Origin of the sequence: Streptomyces coelicoflavus, assembly GCF_003112555.1 — a bacterium.
Lineage (GTDB): Bacteria > Actinomycetota > Actinomycetes > Streptomycetales > Streptomycetaceae > Streptomyces > Streptomyces coelicoflavus.
The window spans coordinates 46145-65202 of sequence record NZ_BEWB01000008.1 but is presented as its reverse complement, the minus strand read 5'-3'; the positions used below and the strand labels follow the sequence as shown (position 1 = coordinate 65202).

16 protein-coding genes are annotated in these 19058 nt (G+C 72.2%); 8 read left to right on the top strand and 8 right to left on the bottom strand.

Annotated elements, in window-relative coordinates; all coding sequences use genetic code 11:
* The first annotated feature begins 3 nt into the window (after positions 1-3).
* Positions 4-2184 carry a 3-hydroxyacyl-CoA dehydrogenase NAD-binding domain-containing protein gene (locus Sco07f_RS20110; protein WP_007389061.1) on the top strand — a complete coding sequence of 727 codons (2181 nt, stop codon included), beginning with the start codon at positions 4-6 and terminating at the stop codon, positions 2182-2184.
* Between the two features lie 9 nt (positions 2185-2193).
* Here the strand turns inward: Sco07f_RS20110 and Sco07f_RS20105 are convergent, their stop codons facing one another.
* Positions 2194-2901: a MerR family transcriptional regulator gene (locus Sco07f_RS20105; RefSeq protein WP_244942079.1), complete on the bottom strand. Its 708-nt coding sequence runs from the start codon at positions 2899-2901 to the stop codon at positions 2194-2196.
* Between the two features lie 259 nt (positions 2902-3160).
* Here Sco07f_RS20105 and Sco07f_RS20100 point away from each other — a divergent pair, with 259 nt between their 5' ends.
* The 3 genes from Sco07f_RS20100 (at position 3161) to Sco07f_RS20090 (ending at position 7149) form a co-directional block, all read left to right on the top strand.
* Complete coding sequence (locus Sco07f_RS20100) at positions 3161-4630, top strand: amino acid permease (protein ID WP_054101869.1); 1470 nt, start codon at positions 3161-3163, stop codon at positions 4628-4630.
* A gap of 42 nt (positions 4631-4672) precedes the next feature.
* Positions 4673-5158 (top strand): macro domain-containing protein, encoded by a 486-nt coding sequence (locus tag Sco07f_RS20095; RefSeq protein WP_108988654.1) that lies wholly within the window; start codon positions 4673-4675, stop codon positions 5156-5158.
* Positions 5159-5409: 251 nt separating this feature from the next.
* Positions 5410-7149: a BCCT family transporter gene (locus Sco07f_RS20090; protein WP_007389064.1), complete on the top strand. Its 1740-nt coding sequence runs from the start codon at positions 5410-5412 to the stop codon at positions 7147-7149.
* A gap of 33 nt (positions 7150-7182) precedes the next feature.
* On the opposite strand, the gene Sco07f_RS20085 is transcribed toward Sco07f_RS20090, so the two are convergent.
* Entirely contained in the window at positions 7183-8145 is a 963-nt protein-coding gene (locus Sco07f_RS20085) for an FAD-dependent oxidoreductase (RefSeq protein ID WP_108988653.1), read from the bottom strand.
* Positions 8146-8285: 140 nt separating this feature from the next.
* Here Sco07f_RS20085 and Sco07f_RS20080 point away from each other — a divergent pair, with 140 nt between their 5' ends.
* The gene (locus Sco07f_RS20080) at positions 8286-9932 is read left to right on the top strand and encodes an ABC-F family ATP-binding cassette domain-containing protein (protein ID WP_087788714.1); all 1647 of its coding nucleotides are present in this window, start codon (positions 8286-8288) and stop codon (positions 9930-9932) included.
* A gap of 124 nt (positions 9933-10056) precedes the next feature.
* Here the strand turns inward: Sco07f_RS20080 and Sco07f_RS20075 are convergent, their stop codons facing one another.
* From Sco07f_RS20075 to Sco07f_RS20070, 3 genes are all read right to left on the bottom strand, one after another.
* On the bottom strand, positions 10057-12441 hold the full coding sequence (locus Sco07f_RS20075; RefSeq protein ID WP_108988652.1) for a Tex family protein: 2385 nt from the start codon (positions 12439-12441) through the stop codon (positions 10057-10059).
* A gap of 117 nt (positions 12442-12558) precedes the next feature.
* Positions 12559-12690, bottom strand: a complete 132-nt coding sequence (locus Sco07f_RS41110) for an LPFR motif small protein (RefSeq protein ID WP_007389050.1) — start codon at positions 12688-12690, stop codon at positions 12559-12561.
* Between the two features lie 117 nt (positions 12691-12807).
* Positions 12808-13677: an SCO6745 family protein gene (locus tag Sco07f_RS20070; RefSeq protein ID WP_167468161.1), complete on the bottom strand. Its 870-nt coding sequence runs from the start codon at positions 13675-13677 to the stop codon at positions 12808-12810.
* A 113-nt stretch (positions 13678-13790) separates the two neighbouring features.
* Here Sco07f_RS20070 and Sco07f_RS20065 point away from each other — a divergent pair, with 113 nt between their 5' ends.
* Entirely contained in the window at positions 13791-14768 is a 978-nt protein-coding gene (locus Sco07f_RS20065; protein WP_054101875.1) for a GlxA family transcriptional regulator, read from the top strand.
* Between the two features lie 49 nt (positions 14769-14817).
* A complete protein-coding gene (locus tag Sco07f_RS20060) occupies positions 14818-15453 on the top strand; it encodes a DJ-1/PfpI family protein (protein WP_054101876.1) in 636 nt (211 codons plus the stop codon).
* On the opposite strand, the gene Sco07f_RS20055 is transcribed toward Sco07f_RS20060, so the two are convergent.
* Positions 15440-16195: an enoyl-CoA hydratase/isomerase family protein gene (locus Sco07f_RS20055; RefSeq protein ID WP_007389052.1), complete on the bottom strand. Its 756-nt coding sequence runs from the start codon at positions 16193-16195 to the stop codon at positions 15440-15442. The genes Sco07f_RS20060 and Sco07f_RS20055 overlap by 14 nt on opposite strands.
* A gap of 220 nt (positions 16196-16415) precedes the next feature.
* On the opposite strand from Sco07f_RS20055, the gene Sco07f_RS20050 reads away from it, so the two are divergent.
* Positions 16416-16868 (top strand): ATP-binding protein, encoded by a 453-nt coding sequence (locus Sco07f_RS20050; RefSeq protein WP_007389055.1) that lies wholly within the window; start codon positions 16416-16418, stop codon positions 16866-16868.
* An 80-nt stretch (positions 16869-16948) separates the two neighbouring features.
* Here the strand turns inward: Sco07f_RS20050 and idi are convergent, their stop codons facing one another.
* Complete coding sequence (idi, locus tag Sco07f_RS20045) at positions 16949-17542, bottom strand: isopentenyl-diphosphate Delta-isomerase (protein WP_087788709.1); 594 nt, start codon at positions 17540-17542, stop codon at positions 16949-16951.
* Positions 17543-17849: 307 nt separating this feature from the next.
* A complete protein-coding gene (locus Sco07f_RS20040) occupies positions 17850-18788 on the bottom strand; it encodes a cation diffusion facilitator family transporter (RefSeq protein WP_108988650.1) in 939 nt (312 codons plus the stop codon).
* Positions 18789-19058: the final 270 nt, after the last annotated feature.

Below are 19058 nucleotides of genomic sequence, written 5' to 3'. Positions count from 1 at the left end.
CTCATGAGCACCGAGCCCACCACCATCCGCTGGGAGCAGGACGACACCGGCGTCGTCACCCTCGTCCTCGACGACCCCGACCAGTCCGCGAACACCATGAACCAGGCGTTCCGCGACTCCCTGGCGGCGGTCACCGACCGCCTGGAGGCCGAGAAGGACGCCATCCGCGGCATCATCGTCACCTCCGCCAAGAAGACCTTCTTCGCCGGCGGCGACCTGCGCGACCTCATCCGCGTCACGCCGGAGACCGCCCAGGACCTCTTCGACGGCGGCATGGCCATCAAGCGGAACCTGCGCCGCATCGAGACCCTCGGCAAGCCCGTCGTCGCCGCGATGAACGGCGCGGCCCTCGGCGGCGGCTACGAGATCGCGCTCGCCTGCCACCACCGCGTCGCCCTCGACGCGCCCGGCTCCAAGATCGGCTGCCCCGAGGTCACCCTCGGCCTGCTCCCCGGAGGCGGCGGCGTCGTCCGCACCGTCCGGATGCTCGGCATCACCGACGCCCTGCTGAAGGTCCTCCTCCAGGGCACCCAGTACAACCCGCGCCGCGCCCAGGAGAACGGCCTGGTCGACGAGGTCGCCGACAGCCCCGAGGACATGCTCGCCAGGGCCCGCGCCTTCATCGACGCCCACCCGGAGTCCGCCCAGCCCTGGGACCGGCCCGGGTACCGCATCCCCGGCGGGACCCCGTCCCACCCGAAGTTCGCGGCCAACCTGCCCGCCTTCCCGGCCAACCTGCGCAAGCAGACGAACGGCGCCCCCTACCCGGCGCCGCGCAACATCATGGCCGCCGCCGTCGAGGGCTCCCAGGTCGACTTCGAGACCGCGCAGGTCATCGAGGCCCGCTACTTCGTCGAGCTGGCCGCCGGGCAGACCTCGAAGAACATGATCCAGGCGTTCTTCTTCGACCTCCAGGCCGTCAACTCCGGGGCCAACCGCCCCAAGGGGGTCGAGCCCCGCAAGGTCACCAGGGCCGCCGTGCTGGGCGCGGGCATGATGGGCGCGGGCATCGCCTACGCGTGCGCCCGCGCGGGCATCGACGTCGTGCTGAAGGACGTCTCGCTGGAGTCGGCGCTCAAGGGCAAGGCGTACTCCGAGAAGCTGTGCGCGAAGGCCGTGGCGAAGGGCCGTACGAGCCGGGAGAAGGCCGACGCGCTGCTCGCGCGGATCACGCCGACCGCCGAGGTGAGTGATCTGGCGGGGTGTGACGCGGTGATCGAGGCGGTGTTCGAGGACACCTCGCTCAAGCACAAGGTGTTCCAGGAGATCGAGCACGTCGTCGCCCCGGACGCGCTGCTGTGCTCCAACACCTCCACACTGCCCATCACCGCGCTGGCCGAGGGCGTCGAGCGGCAGGGTGACTTCATCGGGCTGCACTTCTTCTCGCCCGTGGACAAGATGCCGCTGGTGGAGATCATCAAGGGGGAGCGGACGGGGGAGGAGACGCTGGCGCGGGCCTTCGACCTGGTCCGGCAGATCAAGAAGACGCCGATCGTCGTCAACGACTCGCGGGGCTTCTTCACCTCCCGGGTCATCGGCCACTTCATCAACGAGGGCGTCGCCATGGTGGGGGAGGGCATCGAGCCCGCGTCCGTGGAGCAGGCGGCGGCCCAGGCGGGCTACCCGGCCAAGGTGCTCTCCCTGATGGACGAGCTGACCCTCACCCTCCCGCGCAGGATCCGCGAGGAGACCCGCCGTGCCGTGGAGGAGGCGGGCGGCACCTGGACCGCACACCCCGCGGAGTCCGTCGTCGACCGCATGGTCGACGAGTTCGGCCGCCCCGGGCGCTCGGGCGGCGCCGGCTTCTACGAGTACGGCGAGGACGGCAGGCGGGCCGGACTCTGGCCGGGCCTGCGTGAGCACTTCACCGAGCCGGGACACGAGATCCCGTTCCGGGACATGCAGGAGCGCATGCTCTTCTCGGAGGCGCTCGACACCGTCAAGCTCCTGGAGGAGGGCGTCCTGACCTCGGTCGCCGACGCCAACATCGGCTCGATCTTCGGCATCGGCTTCCCCGGCTGGACCGGCGGCGTCCTTCAGTACGTCAACGGATACGAGGGGGGCCTGCCCGGCTTCGTGGCGCGCGCCCGCGAACTGGCCGACCGGTACGGCGAGCGCTTCACGCCGCCCGCCCTGCTGGTGGAGAAGGCGGACAAGGGGGAGGTCTTCACGGACGGCCGCTGAGCCGCCGGATCATTCACCGGCCTCCTTGTCGAGCCACTCCCGCAGCTCCTCGCGCAGCGACCGCTGGAACGTGGTGAGCAGCGCCTGCACCACCAGCGGGTGCATGTGGGCGGACAGGGACCGCACCTCCGGAGCCTCCCGTTCGGCGACCGCGTCGCGCAGCAGCCGCGACAGGTCGCGCGCGGCGGCGCGGGAGTGCTCCAGGAGGGCGGTGCGGGCGGCGAGGACCGTCTCGGGGGAGAAGGGCACGTCGAGCAGCTCGACGCCGAGCCGCAGCAGCCCGACGTCCACCCGGTAGGCGTCGCCGTCGGGCACCACGACGTCCATCGCCCCCAGCCGCTCCACCTCCTCGTCGGTGAGCGGCCGCCCCGCCCGCCTGCCCAGCTCCTCGCGGGTGACGCGCTCCACCGCCTCCGGCGCCCAGGAGGCCACCACCGCGCGGTGGAGCGCCAGGTCGTGGGGGCTCAGGTCGTCCGGCAGCCGCTTGAGATACCGCTCGATGGCGGCCAGCGTCATGCCCTGGTGCTGCAATTCCTCGATCAGCGCCAGTCGCGCCAGGTGCTCCCGGCCGTAGTGCCCCACCCGGCGGGGACCGAGCACCGGCGGCGGCAGCAGTCCTCTGGTGCCGTAGAAGCGGACCGTGCGGACCGTGACGCCGGCCCGCGCGGCCAGCTCGTCGATCGTGAGGGTCGGCTCCGCGGTGTCGGTCGTCGTCATGTGCAGCAGTATCGCTGTCTCACCAGTGCTGTGAAACCTCTCGCGCACCTGTCGCACGCCTCTTGCCCGACCTGTGCGGACCGTCGGTGGATCTTGTGAGAAGTCACGCTGTGTGACATGAACCACCGCATGCCCACGCAGCGTCGTGGGAAGGTGCCGTCTTGGTCTGTGCCGCGTCATTGGGTGGTGCGGGCCCGAGACACACGTACGGACGACTCGGGCGCACCCCGCCCGAGCGCACCAGAGAGTGGAACCACCCGTGAGCAAGGACGCCGTCGACACGGCACAGGTCGCCGCCCCTCCCCAGGCGACCGGGACCATCCCCGCGGACGCGGGCGACGCCGGTTACAGCAAGGACCTCAAGGCCCGTCACGTCAACATGATCGCCATCGGCGGCGCGATCGGCACCGGCCTCTTCCTCGGCGCCGGCGGGCGCCTGCGCGACGCCGGACCGGCGCTCGCCATCGCCTACCTCGTCGCCGGCGTCTTCGCCTTCTTCGTCGTCAAGGCACTCGGTGAGCTGGTGCTCTACCGGCCCTCGTCCGGATCCTTCGTGTCGTACGCGCGCGAGTTCCTCGGCGAGAAGGGCGCCTACGTCGCCGGCTGGATGTACTTCCTGAACTGGTCGACCACCGGCATCGCCGACATCACCGCGATCGCGCTGTACACGCACTACTGGAGCATGTTCACGAGCATCCCCCAATGGGTGCTCGCGCTGATCGCCCTCGCCGTGGTCCTGGCCGTGAACCTCATCTCGGTGAAGATCTTCGGCGAGATGGAGTTCTGGTTCGCGATCGTCAAGGTCGCCACCCTCGTCGGCTTCATGCTGATCGGCATCTTCCTGCTCGCCACCCAGCACGAGGTGAGCGGCCAGACCCCGGGCATGGGCATGATCACCGATCACGGCGGCATCCTCCCGCACGGTGTGATGCCGGTGGTCCTCGTCATGCAGGGCGTGATCTTCTCCTACGCGGCGCTGGAGCTGGTCGGCGTCGCCGCCGGCGAGACCGCCGAGCCGCACAGGATCGTGCCCCGCGCGGTGAACTCGATCATGTGGCGGGTCGCCCTGTTCTACGTCGGCTCGGTCGTCCTCCTGGCGCTGCTGCTGCCGAGCTCGCTCTACTCGGGCGACGAGAGCCCCTTCGTCACGGTGCTGTCGGGCATCGGGGTACCGGCCGCCGGTGACGTGATGAACCTCGTCGTCCTCACCGCCGCGATGTCGTCCCTGAACTCCGGGCTGTACTCCACCGGCCGCATCCTGCGCTCCATGGCGATGGCGGGCTCCGCGCCCAGGTTCACCGGCGTGATGAGCCGCAGCCAGGTTCCCTACGGCGGCATCCTGCTGACCTGCGCGGTCTGCGTCCTCGGTGTCGGGCTGAACTACCTCGTGCCGAACAAGGCCTTCGAGATCGTCCTGAACGTGGCATCCCTGGGCATCATCAGCACGTGGGTGATCATCATGATCTGCCACCTGGTGTTCGTGCGCCGGGCGCGTGCGGGCCTGGTCGAACGGCCGCACTTCCGGCTGCCCGGCAGCCCCGTCACCGAGATCGTCACGATCGCCTTCCTGCTGGCGGTCATCGGCCTGATGTGGAACGACGCGGAGGTCGGCCGCAAGACCGTGCTGCTGGTGCCCGTGATCGCCGTGCTGCTGGTGGCCGGCTGGTTCGGCGTCCGGCGCCGGGTGGCGGAGAACGCCGAGCAGGAGCCGTCGGCACTGCGGAAGTAGCGGCCCGGGGCCACTGTCAGTGGTGGCCCGTACGGTGGCGTCATGTCGGAGATCAGCTATGTCCGGGGTGACGCCACCGCGCCGTCGGTCAAGGGCGTCAAGGTGATCGCCCACGTCTGCAACGACCTCGGCGGCTGGGGCAAGGGCTTCGTCCTGGCCGTCTCCCGCCGCTGGCCCGGGCCGGAGGCGGCCTACCGCGCCTGGCACCGCGACCGCGCGACCAACGACTTCGGTCTCGGCGCCGTCCAGTTCGTCCAGGTCGATCCCTACGTGTGGGTGGCCAACATGATCGGCCAGCACGGCATGCGGACGGGCAGCAAGGGCGTCCCCGTGCGCTACGAGGCCATCGGCATCGCCCTCGGCCGCGTCGCCGACCGGGCGGCCGAGCTGGAGGCGTCCGTGCACATGCCCCGCATAGGCTGCGGCCTGGCCGGTGGCAAATGGTCCCGGGTGGAACCGCTCATATCCGACCGACTCGCCCGGCGCGGCATCCCCGTGACCGTCTACGACCACGGGGACACCCCCTAGGACGCCAAGTCGTCGGGGCGCGGAGTCTGTTCGGAGCCCGTCCGGCCCCGGGCGCACCGCCGTGTCCACGGCCACTCCGCCACACGACCGTCACCCGGTCGTCATGAGTCACCCGCGGTGCCGGGTCACGGTGCCGCCCGACGCCCGGTCGCCCCCGATACCCGCCGCCGATGAGGTGAGTTCCGCGTCTTACGTGGTATGGGCCTAGCGGACGGGTAGTTTCGGCCTCATCGACTGGAAAGGTGCCGCCTGTGACGCAGGACCGACCAAGCGACAAGGAAGAACACGAAAGAAGCACGCTCCCGGGTTCGGAAGCGGGCCTGCCGGGGCACGAGCACAAGCCCCGGACCGACCGCGTCGTCTTCGGCGTCACGGCCGTCCTGACCCTGGCGTTCGTCATCTGGGGCGCCGCCGCCACCGACTCGCTGGAGGACGTCTCGAGCTCCATGCTCGGCGGCCTGCTGCACAACGGGGGCTGGGCGTTCACGCTGGCCGCGTCCGGCTTCGTGGTCTTCGCACTCTGGCTCGCGGCCAGCCGCTACGGCCGCATCCACCTCGGCGCCGAGGGCGAGGAACCCGAGTTCCGGACCGTGTCCTGGGTCGCCATGATGTTCAGCGCGGGCATGGGCATCGGCCTGATGTTCTACGGCGTGAGCGAGCCGCTCGCGCACTACTCCACGCCCCCGCCCGGGACCAGCCCGGCCGACTCCGGCGACCGCATGGCGACGGCCATGGCCACCACCCTGTTCCACTGGACGCTCCACCCGTGGGCGATCTACGCCGTGGTCGGCCTCGGCATCGCCTACAGCACCTTCCGCAGGCGCCGCAGGCAGACCATAAGCGCCGTGTTCACCCCGCTCATCGGCGAGAAGCACGCCAACGGCTCCGGCGGCCGGGTCATCGACATCCTGGCCATCATCGCGACGATCTTCGGCTCCGCGGCCTCGCTCGGCCTCGGCGCGCTCCAGATCGGCTCCGGCATGGAGAAGCTCGACTGGATGGACAAGGTCAGCACCGGACTGCTCGTCGGCATCATCGCGGTGCTGACGGCGGCGTTCGTGGCCTCGGCCATCTCCGGCGTCGAGAAGGGCATCCAGTGGCTGTCCAACACCAACATGGTGCTGGCGCTGCTGCTCGCCGTCTTCGTGTTCGTCGCGGGCCCGACCATCCTCATCCTCGACCTGCTGCCGACCTCCGTCTTCGCCTACCTCGGCGACCTGCCCCAGATGGCCGGCCGCACCGAGATCAGCGGCGGCAAGGGCGTCGCCGACTGGCTGGGCAGCTGGACCGTCTTCTACTGGGCGTGGTGGATCTCCTGGACGCCCTTCGTCGGCATGTTCATCGCCCGTATCAGCCGGGGCCGGACGATCCGTCAGTTCATCGGCGGCGTCATCCTGGTGCCCAGCACGGTCAGCCTGATCTGGTTCGCGATCTTCGGCGGCTCGGCGATGCGGCTTCAGGAGCAGAACCGGCTGGGCGACGACTCGACCCCGGAGGGGCAGCTCTTCGGCGTGCTCCAGGAGTACCCGATCGCCACCGCCACCAGCCTGCTGGTGATGATCCTCGTCGGCATCTTCTTCGTCTCGGGTGCCGACGCGGCCTCCATCGTGATGGGCACGCTCTCGCAGAAGGGCGCGCTCGAACCCAGTCGCTGGGTGGTCGTCGTCTGGGGTGTGGTGACCGGCGCCGTCGCGGCCATCATGCTGCTGATCGGCAGCGGCGAGGGTGACGCGCTGACCGGTCTCCAGAACCTGACGATCCTCGCGGCGGCGCCCTTCGTCATCGTGATGATCTTCATGTGCGTCGCCCTCATGCGCGACCTGCGCCGCGACCCGCTCATGGTGCGCGGCGAGATGGCCAACGAAGCCGTCGAACTGGCCGTCATCGAGGGTCACAAGCAGTACGAGGGCGACTTCGAGATCCGGATCGGACCCGGCCCCGGCACCGACGTGGAGGGCGACCCGATCGGCAAGCACCACCACCAGGACTGACCCCCGGGAGGCCTGCCGACCGGGACGGCGGCGTCAGGAGGCGAGCCGGGCCGCCTCCTGCGCGCAGCCCCAGGCCACGGTGACGCCCGCGCCGCCGTGGCCGTAGTTGTGCACGAGCCGCCGCCCGTCCGGCAGCGTCCCCCGCTCCAGCCGGACCGCGTCCCGGGCCGGCCGCAGCCCCACCCGGTGCGCGAGCACCCGCGCCCCGGCGATCTCGGGACGCAGGGCCGCGCACCGCCGCACGATGGCCTCGGCGACCGCCGGGTCCGGCTCGTCCGACCAGACGTCGTCCTCCGCCGTCCCGCCCAGCAGGAGCCGGCCGGGCTGCGGCAGGAAGTACGTCGTCTCCCCGGACCCGGCGCCCGCCGAGACCAGCCAGGTGTCGATGCCGGGGTTCTCCACGACCACCAGTTGCCCGCGCACCGGCCGCACGGCCGGGTCCGGCACCAGCTCGCGGGAGCCCAGACCGGTGCAGTTGACGACGACCGGCGCGTCCGCCTCGGCCAGGTCGGTCACCGCACGGTCCTCCACCGTGCCGCCCGCGGCCGCCAGCCGCTCCCGAAGCCACGGCAGATGAACCGACATGTCGATGAGCGGCAGCCGGGCCCACAGCCCCGTCCCGGCGTACTCGGCCGGGCCCGCCGCGCGCAGCCCGGGCAGCCGGGCCGAGGCCCACGCACCCACCTCGTCCGGGGCGGTCTCGCCGAGCACACCCTCGACCATGCGCACGCCGGTCTCCTCGGACCGCGCCGCCAGCTCCTCGTACACGTCCAGGGAACGCAGCGCCCACGCCTGGGCCAGCGCGACCGGCTCGATCCGGTACGGCCACCACAGTCCGCCCGCGACCACCGAAGTGGTCCGCTCCACGGGCTCCCGCGTCCACAGCCGCACCCGTCTGCCCCGCTCGGCGAGGACCACGGCCGTCGTCAGCCCGATCACCCCGCCGCCGACCACGACGACTTCACCGGTCAGTTCGCCATCCAGTTCGGTTTCCACACCAGGACGTTAACCGAACGCCCCACGCCGGGTCCGGAGCGGGCCCCGCCCCCGGGACGTACCCACCGCGGGGCCGCCGAGCGCGTGCCCATCGGGGCCGGGATCCGGCGCGTCCGGGCGCGGCTAGGATCGACGGTCTGATGACTGCCACCCTCGTCGCCAAGAACCTCGCCGCCGGCCACGGAGACCGCTCCCTGTTCACCGGGCTCGACCTCGTCGTCGCACCCGGCGACGTGATCGGCCTCGTCGGGGCCAACGGCGCGGGCAAGTCCACCCTCCTGCGGATGCTCGCCGGGCTGACCGCGCCGGAACAGGGCGAGCTGCGTCTGTCCCCGCCCACCGCCACCGTCGGCCACCTCCCGCAGGAGCCGGAGCGCCGCCCCGGCGAGAGCGTCCGGGAGTTCCTGGCCCGCCGCACCGGCGTCACCGACGCCCAGCGCGCCATGGACGAGGCCACCCAGGCCCTGGTCGACGGCGCCCCCGGCGCCGACGACGCGTACGCGACCACCCTGGAGCGCTGGCTGGCCCTGGGCGGCGCCGACCTCGACGACCGGGCGGAGGAGACCGCCGACGCGCTGGGCCTGACCGTCGGCCTGGACCAGCCGATGACGTCCCTGTCCGGTGGCCAGGCGGCCCGCGCCGGCCTCGCCTCCCTCCTCCTCTCCCGCTACGACGTCTTCCTCCTCGACGAGCCGACCAACGACCTCGACCTGGACGGCCTGGAGCGCCTCGAACGCTTCGTGACCGGCCTGCGCGCCGGCACCGTCGTCGTCAGCCACGACCGCGAGTTCCTCACCCGAACCGTCACCAAGGTCCTCGAACTCGACCTCGCCCAGCGGCAGATCAACCTCTACGGCGGCGGCTACGAGGCCTACCTGGAGGAACGCGAGGTGGCCCGGCGGCACGCCCGCGACGAGTACGAGGAGTACGCCGACAAGCGGGCCTCCCTCCAGGACCGGGCCCAGACGCAGCGCGCCTGGATGGACAAGGGCGTCAAGAACGCCCGGCGCAAGGCGGGCAACGACAACGACAAGATCGGCCGCAAGTTCCGCAGCGAGGCCAGTGAGAAGCAGGCCGCCAAGGCCCGCCAGACCCAGCGCATGATCGAACGCCTGGAGGTCGTCGAGGAACCGCGCAAGGAATGGGACCTGCGCATGGAGATCGCGTCGGCGCCCCGCTCGGGCGCGGTCGTCGCCACCCTGCGCGACGCCGAGGTCCGGCGCGGCGACTTCACGCTCGGCCCGGTCTCCCTCCAGATCGACTGGGCGGACCGGGTGGCGGTGACGGGAGCCAACGGCGCGGGCAAGTCCACGCTGCTCGGCGCCCTCCTCGGCCGCGTGCCCCTCGACGCGGGGCACGCGGCGCTCGGCTCCGGGGTCCTGCTCGGCGAGGTCGACCAGGCCCGCAAGCTGTTCCACGGCCCCGAGATCCTGCTCGACGCCTTCCGTGCCGCCGTCCCCGACCTGGAACCGGCGGAGATCCGCACCCTCCTGGCCAAGTTCGCCCTCAAGGCCGACCACGTCACGCGCCCGGCGTCGACCCTCTCACCCGGCGAACGCACCAGGGCCGCCCTCGCCCTCCTCCAGGGCCGGGGCGTCAACCTCCTGGTCCTGGACGAGCCGACCAACCACCTCGACCTCCCGGCCATCGAACAACTCGAATCGGCCCTGGACGCCTACGAGGGCACCCTCCTCCTCGTCACCCACGACCGCCGCATGCTGAACGCGGTCCACGTCACCCGCCGCCTGGAGGTAACGAACGGCAAGGTGACGGAGGCTCCCGCCTGACTGCGGGCAGCCGCCGGCCGCCGCCGCTGCGGGCAATCGTGCCGCTGGGGCGGCACGGGTGGGCGCAGCGGCACCCGGCTAGCCCCGGTCCGCGCAACCCACCCCCCGCCCCAGCGCCGGACGCCTAGGCGAGTCCGGCCCGCCGCAACGCGTCCGCCATCGCCCCGTTGGACGCGGCGGGCGCCGACGAAGACCGCCCCTTCCCGCCCCCGCCGGAGGCACCGGCACCCCGCTGCTGCCGCTGCCGAGGCGGCTTCCCACCCCGCTCCTTCTTCGGCTCCCCCTGCGCGGCAGCCTCGTCGTCCAACCGCAACGTCAACGAGATCCGCTTCCGCGGAATGTCGACGTCCATCACCTTCACCTTCACGATGTCCCCGGGCTTCACCACGTCCCGCGGATCCTTCACGAACGTCCTGGACATCGCGGACACGTGCACGAGCCCGTCCTGATGCACACCGACGTCCACGAACGCCCCGAACGCGGCGACGTTCGTGACGACCCCCTCCAGCACCATCCCGGAAGCCAGGTCGGAGATCTTCTCCACGCCCTCCTTGAAGGTGGCCGTCTTGAAGGCGGGCCGCGGGTCGCGCCCCGGCTTCTCCAGCTCCCGCAGGATGTCCGTCACCGTCGGCAGACCGAACGTCTCGTCCACGAACTGGTCCGGCTTCAGCGACCGCAGCACCGACGTGTTGCCGATCAGGCCGGTCACCTCCTGCCCGGCGGTCTTCACCATCCGCCGCACCACGGGGTACGCCTCCGGGTGCACGCTGGACGCGTCCAGCGGGTCGTCGCCGCCCCGGATCCGCAGGAAGCCCGCGCACTGCTCGTACGCCTTGGGTCCGAGCCGGGACACCTTCTTCAGCGCGGTCCGCGAGGAGAACGGCCCGTTCGCGTCGCGGTGCGCCACGATGTTCTCCGCGAGCCCGGAGGTGATGCCGGAGACCCGGGAGAGCAGCGGCGCGGAGGCCGTGTTGACGTCCACTCCCACGCCGTTCACACAGTCCTCGACCACCGCGTCCAGCGAGCGGGACAGCTTCACCTCGGAGAGGTCGTGCTGGTACTGGCCGACGCCGATCGACTTCGGGTCGATCTTCACCAGCTCGGCCAGCGGGTCCTGCAACCGCCGCGCGATCGACACCGCGCCGCGCAGCGAGACGTCCATGTCCGGCAACTCCTGGGAGGCGAAGGCGGAGGCCGAGTACACGGAGGCGCCGGCCTCGGACACCATCACCTTGGTGAGCTTCAACTCCGGGTGCTTGGTGATGAGTTCACCGGCGAGCTTGTCGGTCTCGCGGGAGGCCGTGCCGTTGCCGATGGCGATCAGGTCGACCGAGTGCTCCTTCGCCAGCCGCGCCAGCTTGGCGATCGCCTCGTCCCACCGGTTGGCGGGGACGTGCGGGTGGATCACGTCGGTGGCCACGACCTTTCCGGTCGCGTCGACCACGGCGACCTTCACGCCGGTACGGAAACCGGGGTCGAGGCCGAGCGTGGCCCGGGTGCCCGCCGGGGCGGCCAGCAGCAGGTCGCGGAGGTTCGCGGCGAAGACGTTCACCGCCTCGTCCTCGGCGGCCGTGCGCAGCCGCAGACGCAGGTCGATGCCGAGGTGCACCAGGATGCGGGTGCGCCAGGCCCAGCGGACGGTGTCGCCCAGCCACTTGTCTCCCGGCCGGCCGCGGTCGGCGATCCCGAACCGGCTCGCGACGATCGCCTCGTACGACGACGGGCCCTCGGCGGGCTCCTCGGGCTCCAGCACGAGGTCGAGCACGTCCTCCTTCTCGCCGCGCAGCATCGCGAGGACGCGGTGCGAGGGCAACTCGGTGAACGGCTCGGCGAAGTCGAAGTAGTCGGCGAACTTCGCGCCGGCCTCCTCCTTGCCGTCCTTGACCTTGGCGGCGAGCCGCCCGCGCGTCCACATCCGCTCGCGCAGCTCGCCGATCAGGTCGGCGTCCTCCGAGAACTTCTCCGTGAGGATCGAGCGCGCGCCGTCCAGAGCGGCCTGCGCATCGGCCACGCCCTTGCCGGCGTCGACGAACGCGGCGGCAGCGGCCGACGGGTCCACCGACGCGTCAGCGAGCAGGCCCTCGGCCAGCGGCTCGAGACCCGCCTCGCGCGCGATCTGCGCCTTCGTACGCCGCTTCGGCTTGAACGGCAGGTAGATGTCCTCCAGGCGCGCCTTGGTCTCCGCCCCGCGGATGCGCGCCTCCAGCTCCTCCGTGAGCTTGCCCTGCTCGCGCACCGAATCCAGGATCGCCGCGCGCCGCTCCTCCAGCTCCCGCAGATAGCGCAGCCGTTCCTCGAGCGTGCGCAGCTGCGCGTCGTCGAGCATCTCGGTCGCTTCCTTGCGGTAGCGGGCGATGAAGGGCACCGTCGAGCCGCCGTCCAGCAGCTCGACCGCGGCCTTCACCTGTCGCTCCCGCACGCCGAGCTCGTCGGCGATCCTGCTTTCGATGGACCTTGCGTCGCTGGACCCGCTGGACGTGCTGGACGCGTTGGACCCGGGTGTCGTCACGATCCCGTACCGCCTTCTCACTGAGGTTGCGCGGCAATTGTGGCAGGTGGCGCCGACAATCGGGGATCAGGGCGCCGTCCCGGCCGGTCGGAACCGGTGGGGGGAGGCGGCCGGGGATCAGACCCGACGGCCCCGCGTGGCGGAGGAGGCCCCGCCGAAGAGCCGGGCCAGGGCCCGGAAGGGAAGCGTCACCACGGTGGCGACTGCGCCACCGATCTGGCGCAGTACGTCTGCGATGGCACGGAACACGAGTTGCCCCTTTCGTCTGCCGGCCGCCCCGGCCGGCAGACGTACGGGTACCTCCGTACCGGCGCCGTATGCCCTCCCGTGCGTGCCCCGTGCCTGCCCGGGCGTGTCGACGGCGCGTCAGCGCTTGGCGAGCAGGTCCGCGGGGAAGGCACCCGCCTCGAGCGCCGCACGGGCGAAAGCCGACCCGAGTTCCGTCAGGCGCGCCACGCCCTCCGCTCCCAGGTGCGCGTAGGGGGCAGCGTCGAGCCGGTCGGTCTCCCGCTCGATCCCCTCGCGCAGGGCCGTGCCCTCCTCGGTCAGCTCGCCCGCCGCGTCGACGATCCCCCGCTCGCGCAGCCGGCCGGTGGCCGCGTCCCACTCCTCCTGGGTCCAGCCCCGCGTGCTGAGGATCCACTTCGGTGCCATGCCCTTGCCGGTCGCGGTGTGCGTCACCAGCGCCTCCAGACCGTCCAGTCCAGCGGTCGTCAGCGCGGCGAGGTGGCCGTCGCCGCGGTGCTCGCGCAGCAGCGTCGCCGCGTGCCAGAGGGCCAGGTGCGGGGCGTCGGGCACGGGCAGGTCCGCGTGGGCCGAGTAGAGCGGGCGGGCACTGCGCGAGCAGCCCCCGGCGGCACGCAGGGCCAGCTCGGCGGCCTCCGCCATCTCGGCCGACGCCACGGCCTGCGCGCCCAGCAGCCGGCGCAGCGTCGCGTCGACGGCGCGCAGGCGTGCCGCCAGGGCCTGCTGCGGAGTGACCTTCTCCCACACGGCGGGAACGTGCCGGGCGACCAGGTCGTGCTTGTAGTTGTAGAACGCCGCCGTCACGACGCCGGCGCCGACCGCGCCCAGCGCGGCGGCCCGCACCGCGAAGTTGACGGCCCGGGCGTCGGTGACCCCGAGGGCACCCAGCTCCCGGCCCAGGTCGGGGGAGAAGTAGTGCGTCGAGTGCAGCGAGTTGAGCGCGTTGTGGCAGCGGCGGCCCGCGCGTGCGTCGAGTGCGGCAGTGGTCATACCACGCAGGTTACCAACCGCTCAGTACGTCCTGGAGGTCCGCGCGGGCCATGGCAGGAAAGGTGGGATTCTCGTCATTGCGGCCATCGGACGGGGGACGAAGAATCGACGGCATGGCGCAGCGAACCCGGCCGGCCGGGCGGACCGTACTGGTACTCCTCTTCGACGACGTGCAGAGTCTCGACGTCACCGGCCCCGTGGAGGTCTTCGCGGGCGCCGAGAAGCACACGCCGGGCACGTACCGCATCCGCACGGCCACGCTGGACGGTGCTCCCGTGCGCACGTCCAGCGGTCTGACCGTCGTACCGGACCATGCTCTCGCCGACGCGCCGGAGCCGGACACCCTGGTCGTCCCCGGCGGACAGGGCACCCGGGACCCCGACCCGCGCCTGACCGACTGGCTGCGCGGGCACGGGCCGCGGGCCCGGCGCCTGGTCTCCGTCTGCACCGGCGCGATCCTGCTGGCCCGGGCGGGGCTGCTGGACGGCCGCCGCGTCACCACCCACTGGGCCTACAGCGGCCGGCTCGCCCGCGACCACCCGGCCGTGGACGTCGACCCCGACCCCATCTACATCCGGGACGGGAACGTGGCCACGTCCGCCGGTGTCACCTCCGGCATCGACCTCGCCCTCGCCCTGGTGGAGGAGGACCTGGGCCGGGACGTCGCCCTGACCGTCGCCCGGCACCTCGTGGTGTTCCTGCGCAGGCCCGGGAACCAGGCCCAGTTCAGCGCCCAGCTCGCCGCCCAGAGCGCGCACCGTGAGCCGCTGCGGGAGATCCAGCAGTGGATCACCGAACACCCCGGCGCGGATCTGGGCGTCGAGTCCCTCGCCGCCCGCGCCAGCCTCTCACCGCGCCACTTCGCCCGCGCCTTCCGGGCGGAGACCGGCACCACGCCGGGCCGCTACGTCGACCGGGTCCGTCTGGAGCACGCCCGCAGGCTCCTCGAGGACACCGGCGACGGCGTCGAGGAGGTCTCCCGGGCCAGCGGCTACGGCACGACGGAGGCCATGCGCCGCGCCTTCGTCAAGGCGCTCGGCACCTCACCGGCGGAGTACCGCCGCCGCTTCCGGCCCGCCCCGGCCCACTGAGACCCGTACACGCACCGTCGTCCACCGAACCGACCCCGGAAGGAAGAACGTGCAGATCGCCGTCGTCCTCTTCGACCGCTTCACCGCCCTCGACGCCGTGGGCCCCTACGAGACACTCGGCCGTCTCCCGGACGCGGAGACCGTCTTCGTCGCCGAGCACACCGGCCCCGTCCGCACCGACACCGGGAACCTCGCGCTCACCGCCGACCGGACCCTGGCGGACGTGCCCGCCCCCGACATCGTCGTCGTCCCCGGCGGGCCCGGCCAGAGCCCGCAGATGGAGAACGAGACCCTGCTGGACTGGCTGCGCGCCGCCGACGCCACCAGCACCTGGACCACGTCGGTGTGCACCGGTTCCCTGCTGCTCGCCGCCGCCGGGCTGCTGGAGGGGCGCCGCGCCACCTCGCACTGGCTGGCCCTGGACTTCCTGAAGCGGTACGGCGCCGAGCCGACCGGGGAACGGGTCGTCACCGACGGCAAGTACGTCACCGCGGCCGGTGTCTCCTCCGGCATCGACATGGGGCTGACCCTGCTCGGCCGGATCGCCGGCGACGAGCACGCGCAGGCGGTGCAGCTCCTGACCGAGTACGACCCCCAGCCGCCCTACGACGCCGGATCGCCGGCCAAGGCGCCCGCGCACATCGTCGAGAAGCTCCGCGGCCGGAGCCGGTTCATCCGGACGTAGGCCCGCTCCAGCCGAAGCGCGGCTGCCTGCGTTCCAGGAAGGCGGCGACGCCCTCGGCGGTGTCGCCGCTGCCGCGTGCCTGCGCGGTCCAGTGGGCGTCCCGGTCGGTGCGTCCGTTCGCGAACTCCTTCGCCGCGGACTGCGTCAGCAGCGAGCGGGACGTCAGCACCCGGGTGAACTCCGCGACCCGCTTGCCGAGTTCGCCCTCCGGCAGCACCTCGTCCACCAGACCGGTGCGCAGCGCCCGCGCCGCGTCGATCAACTCACCGCTGAACAGCAGGTACTTCGCGGTGGCGGGCCCCGTCAGCGCCACCAGCCGCCGGGTCGCGGACGCCGGGTACACGACCCCCAGCTTGGCCGGGGTCACCCCGAACAGCGCCGTCTCCTCGGCGAACCGCAGGTCGCACGCGGCCGCCAACTGCGCCCCGCCGCCCACGCAGTGCCCCCGGACCGCCGCCAGCGTCGGCTTGGGGAACGCGGCGAGGGCCTCCTCCGCCCGTACCGCCAGCCCTTGCGCCTCCTCGGCCGACTCGCGCAGGGTCGAGATGTCGGCCCCGGCGCAGAACGTGGCGCCCTCACCGGTGAGCACCAGCGCCCGCACCCCCGGATCCGCGGCCAAGCCGTCGAGGACACGGGGCAGCGCCCGCCACATCTCGGCCGTCATCGCGTTGCGCTTGGCCGGGTGGTGGACGACGACGGTGGCGACCGAGTCGGCGACCCGGTGCAACAGCTGCGGCTCCATGGACCGGATGTTATCCACCGGCCCGTCCACTGCGGGCGGCCGGGCGGACGGACGGCGGGCAGGCGGGCGTCAGTCGGGACAGTAACGGTCGCGTGTCATGCGTCAACGATCAGAAAACGCTCGATATTTGCTGACTTGTGTTCAGTCCCCGAGTGCGGCCCGGCGGGTTACCAACACTCGGGGTGTGGTGACTATCGAGCCCAGGGGTGGCGACCGGACGATGGACGAGACCGGGCCCGCCGGGCCGCTGCCGTACGAAGGCGTCTGGCGGTTCACCGCCCCCGCCGTGGACGCCTCGGTCCCGCAGGCCCGGCACGCCGTGCGCGACCTGCTGACCCGCCAGGGGGTGCCGGTCTCCGACGACGTGACGCAGGCGCTGCTGCTGATCGTCTCGGAACTGGTCACGAACGCGGTCCGGCACGCGGCCGTGCTCTCGCCGGTGCTCGCCGTGGAGGTCGCCGTCGGGCCCGAGTGGGTGCGGGTGGCCGTGGAGGACGACCACCCCTACCGCCCGACCGCCCTGGAGACCGACCACGGCCGCACCGGCGGGCGCGGTCTGCTGCTGGTCCGGGAGGTCACCCGGGAGGCGGGCGGGGCCTGCGACGTCGCCCACACCGCGAGCGGCGGCAAGGTGATCTGGGCCGCCCTGCCGCTCAAGCACACCCCGCGATAGGACCCGCCGCGGGGGGCCCGCTCCGCCACAGGCCCCCCGCGGCAGGACCCGCTGCGGCGGGCCCCCGCGGAGGACCCCGCTCACCAGCCCGCGGACGGGCCCGTCAGCTCGCGGACGGCCGGCCGGGCCGCGTCCAGCACCGTCATGAACCACGCCGAGAAGGTGTCCTTCGCGTGCCGCTCGGCCAGCTCCGCCGGGGACACGAAGACCGTCTCCGCCACTTCCTCCGGGTCCGCGCGCAGCCCGGCCTGCACCAGGCCGACGAAGAGGTGGTTGTACTCCTGCTCGACCAGCCCCGAGGCCGGGTCGGGGTGGTTGTAGCGCACCGTGCCCGCCTCGGCGAGCAGGGAGGGCGACACCCCCAGCTCCTCGTACGTCCGCCTGGCCGCGGCCGCGAAGGGGGCCTCACCCGGGTAGGGGTGGCCGCAGCAGGTGTTGGACCACACACCGGGGGAGTGGTACTTGCCCAGCGCCCGCTGCTGGAGCAGCAGCCGCCCCCGCTCGTCGAAGAGGAACACGGAGAAGGCGCGGTGCAACCGCCCCGGCGGCTGGTGTGCGGAGAGCTTCTCCGCGGTGCCGATCGTCACGCCGTCCTCGTCGACCAGTTCCAGCAAAATCGCGTCTGCGGTGCCGTTCGACGAGCTGGGCGTCGCGGTGGCAGGAGTGATCGGCATACCCATCCTTCACATCGGTCCTCGCGCCCCAAGTGTGCCGTACGAATCCGGCACTCTCGGCACTTCCCGGCACACCCGCATGTCCCGGGTGCCCGCACGGGCACCGGGGGTGGCCGGTCGGACACCGAGCAGGGGTCCGATGGAAGATCATTCCCGGCGTCGCCCCACCGGAACCCCCGGCCCCCGGCCTCCCGGAGGCATCGCGGCGGACCGGAAGCGGACGGGGGCGTGCGACAGCGCGTCCCCGTGCGTGCGCGCCCCCCGGAGCCCTGGACGGTTCACCGGCCCCGGCGCGTCCTGCCGGGCCTCAATGGCACAACCGCGCCTCGTGCTCCGCGTGACCGCTGGGCTCCAGCTGGAACGTGCAGTGCTCCACGTCGAAGTGGTCGCCGAGGCAGCCCTGCAACTTGTGGAGCATCTTCTCGTGGCCGATCGCGCTCAGCGCCTCGCCGTCGACCACCACGTGCGCCGACAGCACGGGCATGCCCGAGGTGATGGTCCAGGCGTGCAGGTCGTGTACGTCCTCGACGCCGTCCAGCGCCAGTATGTGCGCGCGCACCTCGGCGATGTCCACGCCCTTGGGGGCCGCCTCGAGGAGCACGTCCAGGGTCTCGCGCAGCAACCGCAAGGTACGCGGCACGATCATCAGACCGATCAGCAGCGACGCGATCGGGTCGGCGGGCTGCCAGCCCGTGGCCAGGATGACCAGCGCCGAGACGATCACCGCCAGGGAGCCCAGCGCGTCGGCCGCCACCTCCAGGAAGGCGCCCCGCACGTTCAGGCTCTCCTTCTGGCCGCGCATCAGCAGCGACAGCGACACCATGTTCGCCACCAGGCCGATCGCGCCGAAGACGACGGTCGGCCCGCCCGCGGTGTCGGCCGGCGTGATGAAGCGGTCGACCGCCTCGTACAGGACGTAGCCGCCGACCCCGAGCAGCAACAGACAGTTGGCCAGGGCGGCCAGGATCTCGGCGCGGGCGTAGCCGAAGGTGCGGCGGTCGCTCGGCGGGCGGCTCGCGAAGTGGACGGCCAGCAGGGCCATGCCGAGCCCCAGGGCGTCCGTCGCCATGTGCGCGGCATCGGCGATCAGCGCGAGCGAGTCGGCGACCAGACCGCCGACGATCTCCACGACCATGACCGTGAGGGTGATCGCCAGCGCCACCCGCAGCCGGCCCCGGTACGCGGCGGTCACCGTCCCGCCGCTGTGCCCTCCGTGTGCGTGCCCGTGATCGTGCCCAGCCCCCATGGGAAAGCCGCCTCCTTGTCCGCAGGGGCGTCCGGCCCTCCGGCGCCCGGATGACAGTCAACTACGGGTAGGGGGTATCCGGCAACGCGGCACTGAACACCGTTGTCATGTGCCCTGACCTGGGGAAACGTTCCGCAGGTCAGCGTGTTGCGGGGCAATCGGAGGCGCTTCGTCCGCCGTATGGGGGCACGCTTCGCCGAGGGCGGTCCTGACCCTGTGCGAACAAGTGCCGACACTGTGCGATGTCCGCGATGCCCGGTCTGGGAGCGC

Bases quoted from the DNA above. Each gene is read 5' to 3' on its own strand.
- idi (WP_087788709.1), bottom strand. From the start codon at position 17,542: ATGCCGATCACTCCTGCCACCGCGACGCCCAGCTCGTCGAACGGCACC.
- Sco07f_RS20055 (WP_007389052.1), bottom strand. From the start codon at position 16,195: ATGGAGCCGCAGCTGTTGCACCGGGTCGCCGACTCGGTCGCCACCGTC.
- Sco07f_RS20040 (WP_108988650.1), bottom strand. From the start codon at position 18,788: ATGGGGGCTGGGCACGATCACGGGCACGCACACGGAGGGCACAGCGGC.
- Sco07f_RS20110 (WP_007389061.1), top strand. From the start codon at position 4: ATGAGCACCGAGCCCACCACCATCCGCTGGGAGCAGGACGACACCGGC.
- Sco07f_RS20050 (WP_007389055.1), top strand. From the start codon at position 16,416: ATGGACGAGACCGGGCCCGCCGGGCCGCTGCCGTACGAAGGCGTCTGG.
- Sco07f_RS20070 (WP_167468161.1), bottom strand. From the start codon at position 13,677: ATGACCACTGCCGCACTCGACGCACGCGCGGGCCGCCGCTGCCACAAC.
- Sco07f_RS20080 (WP_087788714.1), top strand. From the start codon at position 8,286: ATGACTGCCACCCTCGTCGCCAAGAACCTCGCCGCCGGCCACGGAGAC.
- Sco07f_RS20065 (WP_054101875.1), top strand. From the start codon at position 13,791: ATGGCGCAGCGAACCCGGCCGGCCGGGCGGACCGTACTGGTACTCCTC.
- Sco07f_RS20095 (WP_108988654.1), top strand. From the start codon at position 4,673: ATGTCGGAGATCAGCTATGTCCGGGGTGACGCCACCGCGCCGTCGGTC.
- Sco07f_RS20105 (WP_244942079.1), bottom strand. From the start codon at position 2,901: ATGACGACGACCGACACCGCGGAGCCGACCCTCACGATCGACGAGCTG.